Here is a 19,123-nt window from a genome sequence, read left to right on the forward strand (position 1 = left end):
CTACGGCTCGGTGCCCTCGAATGTGACCGGGGCCTCGAACGCGGCCCGGCGCGTGGCCCGCCGCAGCGCCCTCAGGAGCGCCGGGCCGACGGTGACGGTGAGGACGACGGTCAGGGCCGCCCGGCCCAGGTCCCAGCCCAGCGACGTGGCCAGGCAGTAGGCGAGGAAGCGGACCAGGTTCTCGTGCAGCGGGGCGCCCGCCTGGAACGCGACGCTCGACGACAGCGAGTCCAGGAACGGCCAGCCGGCCAGGTTCATGACGGTGCCGTACGCGAACGCGGCGAGGAACCCGTACGCCGCCAGCATCAGCACCTCGGCGCGGCCGCGCAGCCGGTCCGGGCCGGGGAGCAGTCCCGCGCCCATCGTGAACCAGCCCATCGACAGCATCTGGAACGGCATCCACGGACCGACACCGCCGGTGAGCAGCGCGGACGCGAACATGGTCACGGACCCGAGCACGAACCCGAAGCCCGGCCCGAGCACCCGCCCGCTCAGCACCATCAGGAAGAACATCGGCTCGATCCCGGCGGTCCCCGCCCCGATCGGGCGCAGCGCGGCGCCCGTCGCGGCAAGCACCCCGAGCATCGCCACCGCCTTGGGCCCGACCCCGCCCTCGGACACGGCGGCCGCCACCACGCCCACCAGCAGGACGAGCAGCCCCGCGAACAGCCAGGGCGCGTCCTGCGCATGCGCGCTGACCTGCGACGAAGGGCCCGCGAGCAGCGGCCACCCGAAGGCGGCCACCCCCACGGCACTCACGAGGAGCAGGGCCACCACGGAGCGGGGGCCGAGACGTACGGCGCGGGCCTGGCGGTCGGGGCGCCCGGTCCCGGGTGCGGTCTTCATACCCTTTCCTCCGGCCCGCCCGCGGACTCCAGGGCCTCGCGGACCTGGGCCACCGTGAGCCACTCGCCCGGGGCCAGGACCTTGGCGACCTGGGGGGAGAAGGCGGGGGAGGCCACGACCACCTCGGGCGTGGGCCCGTTCGCCACGATCTCGCCGTCGGCGAGGACGGCGACGCGGTGGGACAGCTCGGCGGCCAGTTCCACGTCGTGCGTGGCCAGGACGACGGCGTGCCCCTCGGCCGCGAGGCCGCGCAGGACCGTGATCAGGCGGGCCTTCGCCGCGTAGTCGAGGCCACGCGTCGGCTCGTCGAGCAGGAGCAGCGGAGGGCGGGCCGTCAGCGCGATCGCCAGGGCGAGGGTGAGGCGCTGGCCTTCCGAGAGGTCACGGGGGTGGGTGTCGTCCGCGATGCCGGGCAACAGCCGCGAGACAAGGGCGCGGCAGGTGCCCGGCCCCGCGCCCGCGTCATGGTCGGCAGCGGCGCACTCGGCGGCCACCGTGTCCGCGTACAGGAGGTCCCGCGGTTCCTGCGGGACCAGGCCGACGCGGCGGATCAGCTCGCGCGGGCCCGTGCGGTGCGGGACCGCCCCGCCCACCAGGGCCGTGCCGGACGACGGGCGGACCAGGCCGACCAGGGTGGACAGGAGAGTGGACTTGCCGGCGCCGTTGCGGCCCATCAGGGCGACGATCTCGCCGGGCCCGACCGTGAGGTCGACATGGCGCAGCGCCTCGACGCGCCCCCGCCGCACCGCGAGCCCCGCGACCTCGGCGACGGCGGCCACCTCGGGCTGCTTGCGGGTGCGGCGCAGCGGGGACCGGCGGGAGTCGGGGGAGGCAGTGGCCTGCGGCTGCTCATGAGGCTCGCGCGGCTCGTGCCCCGCCAGGCGCTCCCGCAGCTCCCCGGACCTGCGCCGCGCGTCCCGCACCGTCAGCGGCAGCGGTGACCAGCCCGCGAGGCGGCCCAGGTCCACGACCGGCGGGAACACCGGCGATACGGCCATGATCTCGGCGGGCGCGCCGAGCAGCAGGGGCTCGCCGGGTCCTGGGAGGAGCGCGACCTGGTCCGCGTACTGCACGACCCGCTCAAGCCGGTGCTCGGCCATCAGGACCGTCGTACCGAGGTCGTGCACGAGGCGCTGCACCACCGCGAGGACCTCCTCCGCGGCGGCCGGGTCGAGCGCGGACGTCGGCTCGTCGAGGACCAGGACCCGCGGGTGCGGGGTGAGGACGGAGCCGATGGCGACGCGCTGCTGCTGCCCGCCGGACAGCGTCGCGATGGGACGGTCGCGCAGATCGGCGAGGCCGAGCAGGTCGAGGGTCTCCTCGACGCGGCGCCGCATCACGTCGGGCGCGAGCCCGAGCGACTCCATGCCGTACGCGAGCTCGTCCTCGACTGTGTCGGTGACGAAGTGGGAGAGCGGGTCCTGCCCCACCGTGCCCACCACGTCGGCGAGTTCGCGTGGCTTGTGCGTACGGGTGTCGCGCCCCGCCACGGTGACGCGCCCGCTCAGTGTGCCCCCGGTGAAGTGCGGCACGAGCCCGCTCACCGCGCCGAGCAGCGTCGACTTGCCGACGCCCGAAGGGCCCACGAGCAGCACCAGCTCGCCCTCGGGCACGTCGAGTCGAATGTCACGGACCGTGGGTGTCGCGGCCCCGTCGTACGTCACCGAGACGTCCTCGAACCGGATCATGAAGCCTCCTTCGAGGGCGTTTCGGCGAGCGGCGGCGCGGGCGCCACGAACGCCGGGAGCAGTCCGAGCAGCACCCCGGCCGCGGGCCACAGCGGCAGCGTCGGCGCGGCGAGCGGCACGACGCCGGGCGCCAGGGCCGAGGGATCGTAGGAACCGGCCCGGATCATCACGGCGGCGACGGCCGCCCCCGACGCGGCGACGAGCCATGCCCGCACGCCCCACACGTCGGGCCGGTACCGGGTGCGGACCGAGCGGCGCCCGCCGAGCCAGAGCCCGCCGAGCGCGGCCGCCACCCCGGCGAGCAGCACGGGCAGCCCGTACCGCGCGCCGTCCGCGGTCAGCAGCCCGTACGTACCCGCGCACACCCCGACCAGACCGCCCAGCGTCAGCACCGCGGTGGCCCGGCGCACGGCGACCGGGACCTCGGCCGTGCGCCCGTACCCGCGCGCGTCCATCGCGGCGGCCAGCGCCACCGACCGCTCAAGTGCGCCCTCAAGGACGGGAAGACCGACCTGCGCCAGGCCCCGGAGCCCCTTGTCGGGCCGGCCGCGCAGCCGGCGCGCGGCGCGCAGCCGCCGCACATCGGCGATCAGGTTCGGCGCGAACGTCATCGCGACGACGACGGCGACCCCGGCCTCGTACAGCGCGCCCGGCAGGGACTTGAGGAGGCGGGCCGGGCTCGCGAGGGCGTTCGCCGCGCCCACGCAGATCAGCAGCGCGGCCAGCTTCAGGCCGTCGTACAGCGCGAACACCAGACCCTCGACCGTGACCCGGCCCCCGATCCGCACCCCCTGCGCCCACTCGGGCAGCGGCACCTCGGGCAGCGTGACGAGCAGATGCGTGCCCGGGATCGGCGACCCCAGGAACACCGCGAACACCAGCCGGATCCCGATCACCGCGAGCCCCAGCTTCACGAACGCCCCGTACGAGCGCGCCCACGGCGCCGACGTGCGCCGCGCGGCCACCACATACCCGGCCACCCCGATGAGCAGCGCGAGCAGCAGCGGATTCGTCGTCCGGGAAGCCGCGGTGCCGAGCCCGAGCGCCCAGAGCCACCAGGCGCCTGGGTGCAGCGCGTTCGAGCGGTGGGCCCGGGGAGCGGCGAGCGGACGACGGCGCGCGGACGGCCCCGTCCCCGGGTCGCGCGCGAGGCGCGTACGCGGGGCGGGGTGCGGTGAACCTGCGCCGGTGCTGCTCATCGAATCGTCGTGTCCGTGTCTGTGGTCAGGTGCCTGCGTCAGCCGTGCCTGCCTCAGCCGTGCCTGCGGCGGGCCTGCCAGGCCGCGGCCGCGCCGAGCACGACGACGGCGGCGCCGCCCGCGATCAGGCCGACGGAGGGGCCACCGCCGTCGGACGCCGCGTCCTTGGACTTGCCCGGCTCGGTCCCCTCGGAAGTCCCCTTGGCGGAAGACACCTGCTCGCCGCAGCCCGTCTTCGGGAAGCCGGCGATGGAACACAGCAGCGCCTGGTTGTTGTAGCGCAGCGGCTTCGCGACGGCGGCGAGCGCCTCCGCGCTGGTCGCGTCGTCCGCGACGCGCGCACACGCCGCACGCGCCTTCGGCGGCGTCTCACCGGACGGCGCGTCCTGCGCCGTGCCGAAGTCGACGACGAGCGCCACCCGCTTCTCGCCGCCCTTCGCCGGAGTGTCCGCGCAGATGGCGTCGAAGGAAGCAGCCCCGCGCGGCTTCGCCGAGTCCTGCGAGTCCTCGCTCACGGAGAACCGGAACCCCTGCACATCACCGTCCGACGGGCGGGCCGTCGACGGGCCCTGCGACGCGTACACCCAAGCGGAGCCGTCGCGGTCCCAGAACGACCAGTAGCGATAGCCGGTCGCCTGCGCCTGGCCCGCCCCCGCGACGAGCGCACACAGCACGCCCGATATGAGAACGGCCAGGCTTCGGCGGCGGTACGTGGTCACAGCTGCTGCTTCTTGCGGCCGCTGAACAGGAAGCCGATGCCGATACCGGCGACGGCCGCGACGGCGACGACGTACCAGACGCTGATGCCGCCGTCGTCGTCCTTCTTCTCGTCGGCCGTGGCGGCCTTCGTGGAGGACGGCGCGGGGCCCGTCGCGTTCAGGGCCTTGACCAGGTCCGTGCCGCCGAAGTCACGCGGGTCGTTGCCCGTCGCGTGCGCGGCGAAGATCAGCTGGGCGTAGGCGGCCGGACCGGACTGCTCGGCCCAGTCCCCGGCGTTCTTCTCCAGCCAGGCGTACGGGTCCTTCGTGTACTTGACGCCCTCGGCGGCCGCGATCGAGGTGACCGCGTCGGCGGTGTTGCCGTAGTCGGGCTGCGACTTGGTGCTGCCCGGGGTGACGGCCTTCAGGTACAGGCGGGTGCTGAGCTGGCCCTGGAGGTAGACGGCGGCGTTGTGCGCGAGGTCCCCGGCCGTCCTGCCGTCCTTGCAGACGTAGCTGTCCGGGGCCTTGCCCTTGCCGGGCGCCATGCCGGTCCCGAGCGCGCCGAGCACGCCGGCCGCGGTGGCGTCCGCGTTGGCGGCCAGCTTGCCCTTCTTGTCGGGCTGATAGGCGAGCGCGCCGCCGTCCTTGGCGTCCGAGCAGGGGAGCGCGAGCGCGGCCAAGGCGTCCTGGCCGGTCTTGCCGCGGCCCGACTTCACGTCGGCGGGCTTCTCACCGGCCGCGACGAGCGCGCCGATCACGACGGCGGTCGAGTTGGCGTCGCTGTCCATGCCGAGGTTGTAGCCCCAGCCGCCGTCGCCGTTCTGCGCCTTCTTCAGCCAGTCCACGCCGCGGGTGACCTCGCCCTCGCGGCCGCCGACCGCGACGAGGGCCTGCACCGCGGCGGCCGTGCTGTTGCTGTCGACGAGCGTCTTCTTGTCGCACTCCTTGCCCGGCTCGGCGCGGAAGGCGGCGAACCCGCCGTTCGTGCACTGCTGCCCGGTCAGCCAGTCCACGGCCTTGTCGGCGGGCTTCACACCGACGGTGTCCTGCGCGACCAGCGCGATCGACTGCCGCCAGACACCGTCGTACGTCGGGTCGCCCTTCCCGTAGAGCCCGGAGGGGATCGCCACCGAGGGGGACGCGGAGGGCGCGGAGCCGTCCGCGAGGGCGGCCGGGGCGGTGGCCATGCCGATGACGGCGGTGGCCGCCACGAGCGCGGCGCTGCGGCGAATGTTCATGGTGGGGCGGGTGCCTCTCCCTGCGGGGAGCCGGGCGGCACGGCACACGCGGGCACCGGGCGGCTCCGGCTCCGTATGCCTCGACGGTGCCGGCCACCGGCGGGGGCCGATGACACGAGCCGGTCACGCGCCGCACGGGGCAGTCCGGCTCACCACCTACGTGGTTCACGGTTGCGGGGTCAGCGCCGGATTCGCACCGGCTTCCCCCCGTGCGGGCATGATGACGACCCGCCCACTGTACCGGCCCGTAGGGGACCTCCCCCGGGGCGCCCGAAGGGCCGGGACAGACCGAAGTCTGCCCCGGCCCTTCGGGACGAGTGCGCCCAGCTGATGACGCCAGTGCCTAGCGGATGTCGACCGGCCCGTCGTCGCCGCTGTCACGGCCGTCGCGACCGTCCACCGGGCTCGACGCCGCCCCCAGGTACCGCTGGATCTCCATCTCGCCGCCGCTCTTCTTGGCGTCGCCGTCCGGGCCGCCCAGGTTGCGGCGGACCGAGTCCAGGATGGTCAGACCCTGGCCGACGAGTCCGGCCGCGATCTCACCGAGGCCGTCCGCGCCGTTGAGCACGTTCACGTTGGCGCCCTTGAGACCGCCGGCCGCCTCCTTCACGATCTGCGGCAGCTGGTCGATCAGCATCCGGTCGAGCGCGACCCGGTCGTACGACGCCGCCGCCGCGGCCTGGATCTTCATCCGCTCGGCTTCGGCGATGGCCATCACGCGGATCCGCTCGGCGTCCGCCTCCGCGGGCTTCACGACCTCGGCCACCAGCTGCTGCTGGCGCAGTTCGGCGGCCCGCTCGGCCAGTTCGGTGCGCGCCGCGAGGACCTCCTGCTCGGCGTGCGCCTGGGCCAGCGGCCCGGCCTGGGCGGCCGCCGCCTGCGCGCGGTCCACCTCGGCCTTGTACTCGGCCTGGACGACGGCGGTCTGCCGCGCGTACTCGGCCTGGTTGCGCTGGGCCTCCTGCTCCGCCTGGGTCGAGGCCTGGGTGGCCTGCGCCTGGGCGATCTGGGCCTGCCGCTGGATGGCCGCCTTGTGCGGGGCGGACATCGCGTCGATGTAGCCGGTGTTGCCGTCGTCGATGGACTGGATCTGGAGCGAGTCCACGATCAGCCCGATCTTCGCCATCTCGGCCTTCGAGGTGTCGAGCACCTCGGCGGCGAGCTTCTGCCGCTCCGTGACGATCTCCTCGACCGTCATCGAGCCGATGATGGAGCGCAGGTGACCGGCGAAGATCCGGCCGGTCAGGACCGACATCTGGTCCTGGTCGGACAGGAAGCGCTGGCCGGCGTTGACGATGGACTCCGTGTCGTTGCCGACCTTGAACGCGATGACGGCGCGCACGGTCAGGGCGATGCCCTGCCGGGTCACGCACTTCTCGACGACCTCGGCCTCGGACATGGCCAAGGACAGAAAGCGGGTCTTGCGGAAGATGGGCAGGACGAATTTTCCGTGTCCCGTCACGACCCGGAACGGCGCTCCCCCAAGTCCCCGCCTGCCACCCGAGATCAGCATCGCCTCATCGGGAGCGGGAACGCGATATCCGAACATCCTTCAGTCTCCTTAGCGGGCGTCACCCGTGTCGCCGGAGCCGTCGGTCCGCTCGTCGTCGAGCGACGGATCGCTCCAGGCCATGACGACGACCTGGCGGGTGCCGCGGGACTCGATCACCAGGACCGTCGACCCGCGCTCCATGGGTTCGTCGGACCACGCGAGAAACGTCTCGCTGCCGCCCCTCACCCGCACCAGTACCTCGCCCGGGCCCTCGGCTCCGCGCGTGGCGATGACCAGCTTCCCCGTACAGCCGACCACGGCCTCGTCCGGCGCCATCGGTGGCCGCCCCCTTGTCGGTCCAGTTCTGAGATGCCAGACATTACGCCTGTTGCCACCCGCCGACCATGCGGAGGAAGGCCCGCCGGGCAGGCTGTTTCGCACACCCGGTAAAGATCGCGCAACGCCGGTAAAGCACAGGTCAAGTGCGTAGGTCAGACCGGTGCATACGTCACCGGGTCGCTCCCGGCGACCGCCTCCGCGCGGCCCAGTTTCACCAGCCGGCGCAAGTGCGCCTCGGCCTCCGAGACCGCGATGGTGCGTGACCCGTAAGGGATCTGTTCCCACGGCCGGTTCCACTCCATCCGCTCGGCGAGCTGCCAGGGGGTGAGCGGGGTGGCGAGCAGGGTGAGCAGGCCGGTGAGGCGCTCCTCGTGGTGGTCGAGCAGCTCCCGTACGCGGGTGGGGGCGTCGGTGAAGGTGTGCTGGTGGGCCGGGAGCACCTCGGCGGGGGCCAGGCGCCCGACGCGTTCCAGCGAGTCCAGGTAGTCGCCGAGCGGGTCGGTGACCGTGGCGTCGTCGGGGTCCTCGTAGAGGCCGATGTGCGGGGTGATGCCCGGGAGCAGATGGTCGCCGGAGAAGAGGCGGCCGTTGCCCGCGAGCCCGGCGGGGTGGTCCTCCTCCAGGTGCAGGCAGACATGGCCCGGGGTGTGGCCGGGCGTCCAGATCGCGCGCAGGCGGCGGCCCGGCAGGTCGAGCAGATCGCCCGGGGTGATGGTGCGGTCGGGGAGCGCGGGGGCGAGGCCCGGGAGGCTGCGGGCCCGGCCCGAGTCGCGGGCGGCGATCAGCGGCGCCATGTGCTCCTCGGGGGCGCCGGCCGCGGCGAGCTTCGCGGCCATGAACGCGTACCAGCGCTCCGGCGGGTTCTCCCGGGTGCGGCGCACCACGGAGACATCCGCCTCGTGCATGGCGATCCAGGCGCCGGACGCCTCGCGCACCTTGGCCGACAGACCGTGGTGATCGGGGTGGTGATGGGTGATCAGGACTCCCGTCACCTCACCGACGCTCGTGCCGCAGGCGGCGAGTCCCCCGGTGAGCGCGTCCCACGACTCGGGGTCGTCCCAGCCGGTGTCGATGAGGACGGGCCCGCGGTCGGTGTCGAGGAGGTGGACCAGGGTGAAGCCGAGCGGGTTGTCGGGGATCGGCACCCGAAGGGACCAGACGCCTCCGCCGTGGTCGGTCACCTGCGTCATCGGGCCCCACCTCTCGTACGACGACCTCGAACTCCCGCCACTGTAATAGAACTTGTTCCAATGGTCGCCCGGGTCGACTTGTTGCGTGACGGTCGCCGTGCCGATCCGTGGACTCCTGGAACTGGAACTGGTATCAGTTTCCAGAGGTTCTGATGCAGTGTCAGAAAACTTCCCGCGAGAGGCGGTCGGTCATGACCGGGCATGAGGAACGGCTTGAGCACGAGTTCGTGGAGCACGGACAGCTCTACATCGGCGGGGAGTTGACCCAGCCGTCCGGCACGGACGTCATCGAGGTGATCTCCCCGCACACCGGCGAGGTCTTCGGGCGCGTGCCGCACGCCGCGCCCGCCGATGTCGACCGCGCGGTGGCCGCCGCCCGTACGGCGTTCGACGAGGGCCCCTGGCCGCGGCTCCCGCTCGAGGAGCGGATCGCGGTCGTCACCCGCATCAAGGACGCGATCGCCGTACGGCACGAGGAGATCGCCCGCCTCATCTCCTCGGAGAACGGCTCCCCGTACTCCTGGAGCGTCCTCGCGCAGGCGCTCGGCGCGATGATGGTGTGGGACTCCGCGATCACCGTCGCCAAGAACTTCACGTACGAGGAGACACGCGACGGCGCGCTCGGGAAGATCCTGGTGCGGCGCGAGCCGGTCGGCGTCGTGGCGGCCGTGGTCCCGTGGAACGTCCCGCAGTTCGTGGCCGCGGCCAAGCTCGCGCCCGCGCTGCTCGCCGGCTGCACCGTCGTCCTCAAGCCGTCCCCGGAATCGCCGCTCGACGCGTATCTGCTCGGCGAGATCGCGAAGGAGGCGGGCCTTCCGGAGGGGGTCCTGTCCATCCTTCCCGCGGACCGCGAGGTCAGCGAGTACCTCGTCGGGCACCCCGGCGTCGACAAGGTCTCCTTCACCGGGTCCGTGGCCGCGGGCCGCCGCGTCATGGAGGTCGCCTCGCGGGGCCTCACCCATGTCACCCTCGAACTCGGCGGGAAGTCCGCGGCCGTCGTCCTGCCGGACGCGGACCTCGCGACGACCGTCCCCGGCCTCGTCCAGTCCGCCTGGATGAACAACGGCCAGGCCTGCGTCGCCCAGACCCGCATCCTCCTGCCCCGCTCGCGCTACGACGAGTTCGCCGGAGCCCTCACGGAGGCGGCGGCCGCGCTCGTCGTCGGCGACCCGCTCGACCCGGCGACCCAGGTCGGCCCGCTGGTCGCCGAGCGCCAGCAGCGCCGCTCCCTCGACTACATCCGCATCGGACAGGAGGAAGGCGCCAAGATCCTCACCGGCGGCGGCCGTCCCGCCGGGCTCGACCGGGGCTGGTACGTGGAGCCGACCCTCTTCGGCGGCGTCGACAACTCGATGCGCATCGCCCGCGAGGAGATCTTCGGCCCCGTCATCTGCCTGCTCCCGTACGGCGACGAGGCCGAGGCGGTGAAGATCGCCAACGACTCCGACTACGGGCTCAGCGGCAGCGTGTGGACGGCCGACGTCGCGCACGGCATCGACGTCGCACGGCAGGTGCGCACCGGCACGTACAGCGTGAACACCTTCAGCCTCGACATGCTCGGCCCCTTCGGCGGCTACAAGAACTCCGGTCTCGGCCGGGAGTTCGGGCCCGAGGGATACGGCGCCTTCCTGGAGCACAAGATGATCCATCTGCCGGCCGGCTGGGAGGCGTGATGGGGGACCGCTGGCACGTAGAGGTCGACCGGGGCGTGTGCATCGGCTCGGCCCAGTGCGTCCACCACGCCCCGGACGCCTTCCGTCTCGACTCCGGCAGGCAGTCCCGCCCTCTTGAGGCGCAGGCCGACGCCAACGAGAAGATCCTGGCGGCGGCGGAGGGCTGCCCCGTGGAGGCCGTCATGATCACGCTCCTCGGCAGCGGGGAGCCGGTCTTCCCGCCGGAAGACTGAAAAAAATCCCCTTTGGCGGGTTGCGTCATGACATGGGCGGTCTATTGTGGTAATTGGCCTATGAGGCGAGTGAGGGAGTCCCACCGGAGTAGCCGACTGTGGCGTGACGCAAACGGCATCCGCCGTGGCCGACGTCGACGGTAGGGCTGAGAGGCCAGAAGGCAGTAGCAGAGCCGGAAGGCGACCCCTAACACCTGATCCGGACCATGCCGGCGCAGGGAACCCGTCTCGTAGGTCTTTCGCGTGCCCCGGCGCCGCTCGCGGCCCGGGGCCGCCGCCCCGCCCCGGGGCGCCTACTTCTTCGCGTCCGGCGTGGTGAGGTCGATCAGCCGGCACACCGTCTCGATGTCTATCTTCACCTGTGCGATCGAGGCGCGCCCCGACAGCCAGGTGATGAGCGCCGAGTGCCAGGTGTGCTCGATGACGCGGACCGCGGAGAGCTGCTGCGGCGTCGGGTCGTCGAGCTCCATGGCGTCCAGGATGATCGCCGTCGTCTGACGGGAGACCTGGTCGACCTCGGGGCTCACGCTGCGGTCGGCGAAGGTCAGGGCGCGCACCATCGCGTCGGCGAGGTGCGGCTCGCGCTGGAGCGCGCGGAAGGCCCGCATCAGGGTCTCCGCGACCCGCTCCGACGGCAGGTCGGACGAGGGCGGGCGCTTGCGGACCGTCGCGTGCATGTGCTGGAGCTGGTCCTGCATCGTGGCCACGAGGAGATGCACCTTGGACGGGAAGTACCGGTACAGCGTGCCGAGCGCGACCTGCGAGGACTCGGCGACCTCACGCATCTGCACCGCGTCGAACCCGCCGCGGCTGGCCAGCTGGGCGCTCGCGTGCAGGATGCGGCGGCGGCGCGCCTCCTGGCGCTCGGTGAGGGGTGGCGACGCCGGATGTGCTGTCTTCGCTTCCGCTGTCATGTGTCCCGTTCCGTGGCTGTCAAGCCGTAATCCGGTGCTTTCGAGAGGCTCATCATGGCAGGGGAGCGGGGGCTCCGTCGTGGCGCGAATCACCTGATCCGAGCGTTACAGCGAGGCTACCTGCCGGTAGATTCTGTGCTCCTTGAAGGATCAAAGAGCCGGCAACTCTGAAACTTGTTCTAGATTACCGCCCACGCGTAGTCTCGCGTGAACGTGCCGCGAGAAGGGGGCCACGAGTGACCGCTGAGGCCATGGAGGCGGGCCCCAGGGCCCGCTCCTCCGCCGACGGTGACCGTCCGTTGCGCATTGCTCTCCTTACGTACAAGGGGAACCCGTTCTGCGGCGGGCAGGGCGTCTACGTACGCCATCTGTCCCGCGAACTCGCCCGGCTCGGGCACCAGGTCGAGGTCATCGGCTCCCAGCCGTACCCCGTGCTCGACGACGGCGAGGACCTGTCGGGGCTCCGGCTCACCGAGCTGCCCAGCCTCGACCTGTACCGCAGCCCCGACCCGTTCCGCACCCCCAAGCGCGACGAGTACCGCGACTGGGTGGACGCGCTCGAGGTCGGCACCATGTGGATCGGCGGCTTCCCCGAACCCCTCACGTTCTCCCTGCGCGCCCGGCGCCATCTGCGGGCGCGGCGCGGCGAGTTCGACATCGTGCACGACAACCAGACGCTGGGCTACGGCCTGTTGGGCGGGCCCGCCGCCCTCGGCGCGCCCCTCGTCACCACGATTCACCACCCCATCACCGTCGACCGGCAGCTGGAGATCGACGCCGCGCCCGACTGGAAGCGGCGCGCCTCCGTACGGCGCTGGTACGCGTTCACGCGGATGCAGAAGCGCGTCGCCCGCCGCCTGCCGTCCGTGCTCACCGTCTCCGGGACCTCGCGCCAGGAGATCGTCGACCACCTCGGCGTGCGCCAGGACCGGATCCGCGTCGTGCACATCGGCGCCGACACCGACCTGTTCTCGCCCGACCCTTCGGTCGCCGAGGTGCCGGGCCGCATCGTGACGACGTCCAGCGCCGACGTCCCCCTCAAGGGACTCGTCTTCCTCATCGAGGCGCTCGCCAAGGTCCGCACCGAGAACCCGGCCGCCCACCTCGTCGTCGTCGGCAAGCGCGCCGAGGACGGGCCCGTCGCCGCGGCCATCGAGAAGTACGGCCTCGAAGGCGCCGTGTCCTTCGTCAAGGGCATCACCGACGCCGAACTCGTCGACCTCGTACGGTCGGCGGAGGTCGCCTGCGTGCCCTCCCTGTACGAGGGCTTCTCGCTGCCCGCGGCGGAGGCCATGGCCACCGGCACCCCCCTGGTCGCCACCACCGGCGGAGCGATTCCCGAGGTCGCCGGGCCCGACGGGGAGACCTGCCTCGCGGTGCCCACCGGCGACGCGGGCGCGCTGGCCGCCGCGCTCGGCAGACTCCTGGACGACCCGCGGCTGCGGGCGCGGCTCGGCGCCGCCGGACGCGAACGCGTCCTCGGGAACTTCACCTGGGCCCGCGCGGCGCTCGGCACCGCCGAGCTCTACCGCGAGTCCATCGCCCGCTCGGCCGGCCGGACCACCGGCGCCGCGGCCACCACCCCTCTCGAACGTGCAGGATCCGACCGCGAAAGCAGGGCCACGTGCTGACCGTCGACTTCACCCGCTTCCCGCTCGCCGCAGGCGACCGCGTCCTCGACCTCGGCTGCGGAGCCGGGCGGCACGCGTTCGAGTGCTACCGGCGCGGGGCCCAGGTGGTCGCCCTCGACCAGAACGGCGAGGAGATCCGCGAGGTCGCCAAGTGGTTCGCAGCGATGAAGGAGGCCGGTGAGGCCCTCGCCGGCGCCACGGCCACCGCCATGGAGGGCGACGCCCTCAACCTCCCCTTCCCGGACGCCTCGTTCGACGTCGTCATCATCTCCGAGGTGATGGAGCACATCCCCGACGACAAGGGCGTGCTCGCCGAGATGGTCCGCGTCCTCAAGCCGGGCGGCCGCATCGCCGTGACCGTGCCCCGCTACGGCCCCGAGAAGGTCTGCTGGACCCTCAGCGACGCCTACCACGAGGTCGAGGGCGGCCACATCCGCATCTACAAGGCGGACGAACTCCTCGCCAAGATGCGCGAGGCGGGCCTCAAGCCGTACGGCACCCACCACGCGCACGCCCTGCACTCGCCGTACTGGTGGCTGAAGTGCGCGTTCGGTGTCGACAACGACAAGGCGCTGCCCGTGCGGGCGTACCACAAGCTCCTGGTCTGGGACATCATGAAGAAGCCGGCGCTCACCCGGGTGACCGAGCGGCTCCTCAACCCGGTCGTCGGCAAGAGCTTCGTCGCGTACGCCACCAAGCCGCACCTGCCCAAGGCCGAGGCGTGACGAGCCCGGAGAAGACCGAACACCTCGTCCTGCCCGGCGTACTGACCGCCGAGCAGGCCGCCGCGACCGTCCGCGGGCTTCTCGCCGTGCAGCGCGAGGACGGCGCCATACCGTGGTTCCGCGGCCACCACCTCGACCCGTGGGACCACACCGAGGCCGCCATGGCCCTCGACGCGGCCGGCGAGCACGACGCCGCCGAGCGCGCCTACGACTGGCTCGCCCGCCACCAGAACGAGGACGGTTCCTGGTACGCGGCCTACGCCGACGGCGACGCCGGTGACATCACCGACCACGGCCGCGAGACGAACTTCGTCGCCTACGTCGCCGTGGGCGCCTGGCACCACTACCTCTCCACCGGCGACGACGCCTTCCTCGACCGCATCTGGCCCACCGTGTACGCGGCCATGGAGTTCGTCCTGCGGCTCCAGCAGCCCGGCGGGCAGATCGGCTGGAAGCGCGAGCCGGACGGGACACCCGTCAACGAGGCGCTTCTGACCGGCAGTTCGTCCGTGCATCACGCGCTGCGGTGCGCCCTCGCCATCGCCGAAGAGCGCGAAGAGCCGCAGCCCGACTGGGAGTTGGCGGCCGGCAGCCTGCGGCACGCGATCCGCCGCCACCCCGAGCGGTTCCTCGACAAGAACCGCTACTCGATGGACTGGTACTACCCCGTCCTCGGCGGCGCCCTCACCGGCACCGAGGCGGAGGAGCGCATCCAGGAGTCCTGGGACCGCTTCGTCGTCCCCGGGCTCGGCGTGCGCTGCGTCGTCCCCAACCCGTGGGTCACCGGCGGTGAGAGCGCCGAACTCGCCCTCGCCCTGTGGGCGGTGGGCGAGTCCGACCGCGCTCTGGAGATCCTCCAGTCGATCCAGCACCTGCGCGACCCGGAGTCGGGCCTGTACTGGACCGGCTACGTCTTCGACGACCGGGCGGTCTGGCCGTTGGAACTGACCGCGTGGACAGCCGGTTCGGTGCTGCTCGCCGTCGCCGCGCTCGGCGGCGACGAGGCCACCTGCTCGGTGTTCGGCGGCCGCCTCCCGGCGGGCTTCGAACCCGACTGCTGTGAGGGAAGCCCCGCTCAGTAGCGGCGCAGCCGGCCGGCGACGAAGTGCCCGACGAACAGGTACACCAGCGCCGCCAGGCCGTAGCCCGCGACCACCCGCGCCCATGCGTCGTCGAACGTGAACAGGTCGTGCGACCAGCCGGCTAGCCACAGGGCCGCGTCGTGGATGAACTGCACCAGGTCGTTGCCGCGGTTGGCGTCCAGCAGGTACATCAGGATCCACAGGCCGAGGATCGCGGCCAGGATGTCTGCGACGACCATCACGATCGTCGCGGCTTGGTTGGTGCCTCGCGTTGCTTGGCTGGGAGACATGAAGCACTGGTTACCGCTCTGCGGCGGGTGAAACCCGTACGGGCTCGCCCGAGTGGCACGGCCATGGGGCCCGGGGGACGCTGCCAGGGAGCAGCAGCACCGTGCCCTGGAGGTTTGTCGTGACCGGTTCCACCCTGCCCATACGCCGCGCCGTCGTGGCGCTCACCGTCAGCTCCGCGCTCCTCGTGGGCGGGACGGCGTGCAGCAGCAACGACACGAAGAAGGCCAAGGAGTCGGCCACCGTGGCCGCGGATGTGGCGGAACCGACCGCCAGCAGCTCCGCCGAGAAGCAGAAGTTCGCCAAGACGCGCTTCGTCGCCAACGCGGGGCTCGCGGCCGGCGCGACCTACCAGTGGATCGTGAAGCCGTACCGCAAGGGCAAGTTCAAGAAGGGCGCCCACGGGCGGAAGCTCGCCCTCGTCAAGGCGGGTGTCGCGGGCGCGTTCGCGTACAACAGGCTGAAGGCGGCCGTGAAGAACGCGAAGGGCGACCCGCTGCTCTCCAAGGCCGTCGCGCCGCTCACGGCGGGCATCGACAAGCTGAAGGACCTGCCGTCCAAGCTGCGCAAGGGCGACGGCGCCGCCGTCAACTCCTTCGACGATGTCATCAACTCGGTGAAGGACGCGGGCAAGAGCGCGGGCGCCGAGGTGAAGGACAAGGTGCCGTCGGCGAAGGAGCTGTCCTCGGGCTCGTAGCGCCGACTCCCCAACCGGACTTGCAAGGCTACGAGTTGAGCTCTGCCAGGACCCGCAGTGTGTGCGGGTCCGGGGCCAGGACCAGCAGGTCGGTGACCGGGCCCTTGCGCCACAGCTCAAGACGTTCGGCGATGCGCCCACGCGGGCCGACCAGCGAGATCTCGTCGGCGAAGGCGTCCGGCACGGCCAGCACGGCTTCCTCGCGCCGTCCCGCGAGGAAGAGCTCCTGGACCCGGCGGGCCTCGTCCGCGTACCCCATGCGCGCCATCAGGTCCGCGTGGAAGTTGCGCTTGGCGTGGCCCATGCCGCCGATGTAGAAGCCCAGCATCGCCTTCACCGGCAGCAGCCCCTCCGCGACGTCGTCGCAGACCGTGACGCGGGCCATCGGCGCGATCACGAAGTCCTCGGGGAGGTCCGTGAGGGACGCCTCGTACGCGTCCGTGCGCGTCGGCGACCAGTACAGCGGGAGCCAGCCGTCCGCGATACGGGTCGTCTGCGCGATGTTCTTCGGGCCCTCGGCGCCGAGCAGGATCGGCAGATCGGCGCGCAGGGGATGCGTGATCGGCTTCAGCGGCTTGCCGAGGCCGGTGGCGTCCTCGCCGCGATAGGGGTGCGCATGAAAGCGTCCGTCCACCTCGACCGGGCCCTCGCGCCGCAGGACCTGCCGCACCACGTCCACGTACTCGCGGGTCGCCGTGAGCGGGGACCTCGGGAACGGCCGCCCGTACCAGCCCTCCACCACCTGCGGCCCCGACAGGCCGAGCCCCAGCATCATGCGGCCGCCGGACAGATGGTCGAGGGTGAGCGCGTGCATCGCCGTCGTCGTGGGGGAGCGGGCCGCCATCTGCGCGATCGCCGTGCCCAGGCGGATACGCGAGGTGTGCGCCGCGATCCACGTCAGCGGCGTGAACGCGTCGCTGCCCCAGGACTCGGCGGTCCACACCGAGTCGTAGCCCAACCGCTCGGCCTCCTGGGCGAGTTCGAGGTGGCGCGGGTCGGGACCGCGGCCCCAGTAACCGAGCGCGAGTCCGAGTCGCATGGCCGCTCCCATTTCTGACGCACTGTCAGTTCGTGGTTCCGGGGCGACTGTACGACAACGGCCCCCCACCCGGAAGACGGGTGAGGGGCCGTGACGCGGAAGTCGGGGCGACGTCAGCCGCGCTGGATCCCGGTCGTGTCCTGGAGGACGCCGCGACGGCCGTCCTGCGTCTGGGCCACCAGGCCGGGGCCGCGCTGCTCGACGGCCAGGTACCACGTGCCGGGCGCCAGCTCGGCGATCGGCGTCGGGGAGCCGTCCTCGGCGTACAGCGGACGCGGCACCGGCACCGCGAACCAGAACGGCGAGAAGTCGCCGGCCGGGGCCTGCGCGGCCTGCGGCGCGGGCGCCGCCTGCTGCTGCGGCTGGGCGGCACCGTAGGGCTGACCCGGCTGACCCGGCTGACCCGGCTGACCCGGCTGGCCCGGCTGGGCGCCGTAGGGCTGGCCCGGCTGCTGGGCACCCGGGTAGCCGTAGGCACCGGCAGGCTGTGCGCCGTACGGCTGCGGGGCCTGCGGACGCGGGGCGCCGACGAGGGCACCCTTCAGCGCGGGCACGAGCGGCGTCGCGACAGCGGCACCGGCGAGCACGAGAGCGGCGATCAGGCCGAGGATGGCGCCCGTACCGGCACCGAACGCGTCGTCCGGGAACGTGCCGATGTTGTTCCAGCCACCCGCCGGGTCGAAGATGTTCCCCAGCGCGCTCCATGCCGCGAAGACGGCGAGCGCGATGCCGAACTGGCCGAGGTCGAGACCGGCGACCTTCGGCACGCTGGGCAGCCCCCGGGCGACGACGATCAGCACCGCGGCGATGACGCCCGCGAGGAAGACGCTGAACAGGAGCGGCGCGCTCTCCCAGGCGTTCGGGAGGCTTTCGTTGCTGGAGTTCCCGTCGATCGAATAGATATCGAGGAACGAGGCGATGAACAGCAACACCGCTGCTCCGATCACCACGCCGTCGCCTCGAGTGAGGGAGCGGATATTCACTTCAGGTCCTTCGTCAGTCGTCCGGTCGTCGGCGGAGGCGTCGCTGTCGCTGATGTGCCGTGCGAAGCGCGGGGGTGGCCCCACATCGTAGGGAGACACTATCGTCCGCGCGGCGGGGGTGTCTGCCGAGATCCGCAGGGTGAGAACTACCCGCGCAGGAAACTCACGATTCCGTCAGACATCCCCTGCGCCGCCTTCTGCCGCCACGCGCCGCTCGTCAACAGGGCCGCGTCCTTCGCGTCGCGCATGTTGCCGCACTCGATGAACACCTTCGGCACGGTCGAGAGGTTGAGGCCTCCCAGGTCCTTGCGCACGTCGAGGCCGGTGCCGCCGCCGATGTAGTTGGAGGGGGCCGAGCCCGTGGCGCGCAGGAAGTTGCCCGCGACGCGTTCGCCGAGATCGCGCGAGGGGCTCGCGATCGCCGTGGTGTTCGCGGAACCGGAGTTCACGGATGCGGGAAGGATCACATGGAAGCCGCGGTTGCCCGCGGCGGAACCGTCGGCGTGCACGGAGATCACCGCGTCCGCATGCGCCTTGTTGCCGATCCGGGCGCGCTCGTCCACGCACGGGCCCCAGGAGCGGTCGCCGTTCTGGGTCAACTCGACGGTGGCGCCCTGCTGTTGGAGCAGGGTGCGCAGCCGGCGCGAGACGTCGAGGGTGAACTGGGCCTCGGTGTAACCGGCGTTGGTGGAGGTGCCGGTCGTGTCGCATTCCTTGCGGTTCGTCCCGATGTCGACGAGCCGGTTGATCTCCGTGGCGTGCTGGAAGTTGCCCGGATTGTGACCCGGGTCGATGACGACGACCTTGCCCTTGAGGGGGCCGGATCCGGCGGGCTTCGAGGAGGGGGCGGGCGGCTTCGACTTCGAGGGGGTGGCGCTGGGCGACCCGTCGCCCTTCTTGCCGTCGTCGGACTTCGACGGGGAGGGGGACGTGGTGTCCGTGCCCGCCGACGACGACCGGCTCGCGGCGGGCAGGGTCTTCGCGGGCTCGTTCTCGCCCGGGCCGCCCGCCACCTGCCAGATCAGCCACCCGGCGAGAGCCGTGGGCACGAGCGCGGCGAGCGCCACCGTCAGCGGACCGCCGCTGAACCGGCGCGGCCGCCGGGGGCCGTCCCCGTCGCCGTCGAAGAAACCGTCACTGTCCGGACCTACGTATGACACGTGGG

19 protein-coding genes and 1 riboswitch are annotated in these 19,123 nt (G+C 72.3%); of the genes, 6 read left to right on the top strand and 13 right to left on the bottom strand.

Annotation, left to right across the window (positions count from 1 at the left end):
* The 8 genes from CG723_RS04930 to CG723_RS04965 form a co-directional block, all read right to left on the bottom strand.
* A complete protein-coding gene (locus CG723_RS04930) occupies positions 1–846 on the bottom strand; it encodes an ECF transporter S component (RefSeq protein ID WP_100591991.1) in 846 nt (281 codons plus the stop codon).
* Positions 843–2,534 (bottom strand): ABC transporter ATP-binding protein, encoded by a 1,692-nt coding sequence (locus CG723_RS04935; RefSeq protein WP_100591992.1) that lies wholly within the window; start codon positions 2,532–2,534, stop codon positions 843–845. Before CG723_RS04935 ends, CG723_RS04930 begins: the two co-directional genes overlap by 4 nt.
* On the bottom strand, positions 2,531–3,733 hold the full coding sequence (locus CG723_RS04940) for an energy-coupling factor transporter transmembrane component T (protein WP_107489190.1): 1,203 nt from the start codon (positions 3,731–3,733) through the stop codon (positions 2,531–2,533). Before CG723_RS04940 ends, CG723_RS04935 begins: the two co-directional genes overlap by 4 nt.
* 53 nt (positions 3,734–3,786) lie before the next feature.
* Positions 3,787–4,452, bottom strand: coding sequence for an SCO2322 family protein (locus tag CG723_RS04945; RefSeq protein ID WP_100591993.1), 666 nt, complete (start codon positions 4,450–4,452; stop codon positions 3,787–3,789).
* The gene (locus CG723_RS04950) at positions 4,449–5,672 is read right to left on the bottom strand and encodes a prenyltransferase/squalene oxidase repeat-containing protein (protein ID WP_100591994.1); all 1,224 of its coding nucleotides are present in this window, start codon (positions 5,670–5,672) and stop codon (positions 4,449–4,451) included. Before CG723_RS04950 ends, CG723_RS04945 begins: the two co-directional genes overlap by 4 nt.
* A gap of 121 nt (positions 5,673–5,793) precedes the next feature.
* Positions 5,794–5,878, bottom strand: a riboswitch (cobalamin riboswitch).
* Positions 5,879–6,015: 137 nt separating this feature from the next.
* Entirely contained in the window at positions 6,016–7,221 is a 1,206-nt protein-coding gene (locus CG723_RS04955; RefSeq protein ID WP_100591995.1) for an SPFH domain-containing protein, read from the bottom strand.
* 12 nt (positions 7,222–7,233) lie between these two features.
* Complete coding sequence (locus CG723_RS04960; RefSeq protein ID WP_100591996.1) at positions 7,234–7,500, bottom strand: hypothetical protein; 267 nt, start codon at positions 7,498–7,500, stop codon at positions 7,234–7,236.
* Positions 7,501–7,655: 155 nt separating this feature from the next.
* Positions 7,656–8,693: an MBL fold metallo-hydrolase gene (locus CG723_RS04965; RefSeq protein ID WP_100591997.1), complete on the bottom strand. Its 1,038-nt coding sequence runs from the start codon at positions 8,691–8,693 to the stop codon at positions 7,656–7,658.
* Positions 8,694–8,884: 191 nt separating this feature from the next.
* On the opposite strand from CG723_RS04965, the gene CG723_RS04970 reads away from it, so the two are divergent.
* A complete protein-coding gene (locus CG723_RS04970; protein WP_100591998.1) occupies positions 8,885–10,366 on the top strand; it encodes an aldehyde dehydrogenase in 1,482 nt (493 codons plus the stop codon).
* Entirely contained in the window at positions 10,366–10,599 is a 234-nt protein-coding gene (locus CG723_RS04975; protein ID WP_100591999.1) for a ferredoxin, read from the top strand. Before CG723_RS04970 ends, CG723_RS04975 begins: the two co-directional genes overlap by 1 nt.
* Positions 10,600–10,892: 293 nt before the next feature.
* Here CG723_RS04975 and CG723_RS04980 read toward each other — a convergent pair whose 3' ends face one another.
* Positions 10,893–11,513, bottom strand: a complete 621-nt coding sequence (locus CG723_RS04980) for a TetR family transcriptional regulator (protein WP_100592000.1) — start codon at positions 11,511–11,513, stop codon at positions 10,893–10,895.
* Between the two features lie 236 nt (positions 11,514–11,749).
* Here CG723_RS04980 and CG723_RS04985 point away from each other — a divergent pair, with 236 nt between their 5' ends.
* The 3 genes from CG723_RS04985 to CG723_RS04995 are packed head-to-tail and all read left to right on the top strand — an operon-like array spanning position 11,750 to position 14,951.
* Positions 11,750–13,144: a glycosyltransferase family 4 protein gene (locus CG723_RS04985; protein WP_100592001.1), complete on the top strand. Its 1,395-nt coding sequence runs from the start codon at positions 11,750–11,752 to the stop codon at positions 13,142–13,144.
* Positions 13,138–13,869 carry a class I SAM-dependent methyltransferase gene (locus CG723_RS04990; protein WP_100592002.1) on the top strand — a complete coding sequence of 244 codons (732 nt, stop codon included), beginning with the start codon at positions 13,138–13,140 and terminating at the stop codon, positions 13,867–13,869. Before CG723_RS04985 ends, CG723_RS04990 begins: the two co-directional genes overlap by 7 nt.
* On the top strand, positions 13,866–14,951 hold the full coding sequence (locus CG723_RS04995; RefSeq protein WP_100592003.1) for a prenyltransferase/squalene oxidase repeat-containing protein: 1,086 nt from the start codon (positions 13,866–13,868) through the stop codon (positions 14,949–14,951). Before CG723_RS04990 ends, CG723_RS04995 begins: the two co-directional genes overlap by 4 nt.
* Here the strand turns inward: CG723_RS04995 and CG723_RS05000 are convergent.
* Positions 14,945–15,241 (bottom strand): hypothetical protein, encoded by a 297-nt coding sequence (locus tag CG723_RS05000; RefSeq protein WP_100592004.1) that lies wholly within the window; start codon positions 15,239–15,241, stop codon positions 14,945–14,947. The two genes, CG723_RS04995 and CG723_RS05000, sit on opposite strands and share 7 nt — an antisense overlap.
* A 119-nt stretch (positions 15,242–15,360) precedes the next feature.
* On the opposite strand from CG723_RS05000, the gene CG723_RS05005 reads away from it, so the two are divergent.
* Positions 15,361–15,936, top strand: a complete 576-nt coding sequence (locus CG723_RS05005; RefSeq protein WP_234374152.1) for a hypothetical protein — start codon at positions 15,361–15,363, stop codon at positions 15,934–15,936.
* A gap of 28 nt (positions 15,937–15,964) precedes the next feature.
* On the opposite strand, the gene CG723_RS05010 is transcribed toward CG723_RS05005, so the two are convergent.
* The 3 genes from CG723_RS05010 to CG723_RS05020 form a co-directional block, all read right to left on the bottom strand.
* Positions 15,965–16,975, bottom strand: coding sequence for an LLM class F420-dependent oxidoreductase (locus CG723_RS05010; RefSeq protein WP_100592566.1), 1,011 nt, complete (start codon positions 16,973–16,975; stop codon positions 15,965–15,967).
* Between the two features lie 113 nt (positions 16,976–17,088).
* Positions 17,089–17,958: a DUF5336 domain-containing protein gene (locus CG723_RS05015; protein WP_100592005.1), complete on the bottom strand. Its 870-nt coding sequence runs from the start codon at positions 17,956–17,958 to the stop codon at positions 17,089–17,091.
* Between the two features lie 146 nt (positions 17,959–18,104).
* Positions 18,105–19,118, bottom strand: coding sequence for an N-acetylmuramoyl-L-alanine amidase (locus CG723_RS05020; protein ID WP_199841660.1), 1,014 nt, complete (start codon positions 19,116–19,118; stop codon positions 18,105–18,107).
* Between the last annotated feature and the right edge of the window lie 5 nt (positions 19,119–19,123).

Origin of the sequence: Streptomyces sp. CB01635 (genome assembly GCF_002803065.1) — a bacterium.
In the GTDB taxonomy this organism is placed as follows: Bacteria; Actinomycetota; Actinomycetes; order Streptomycetales; family Streptomycetaceae; genus Streptomyces.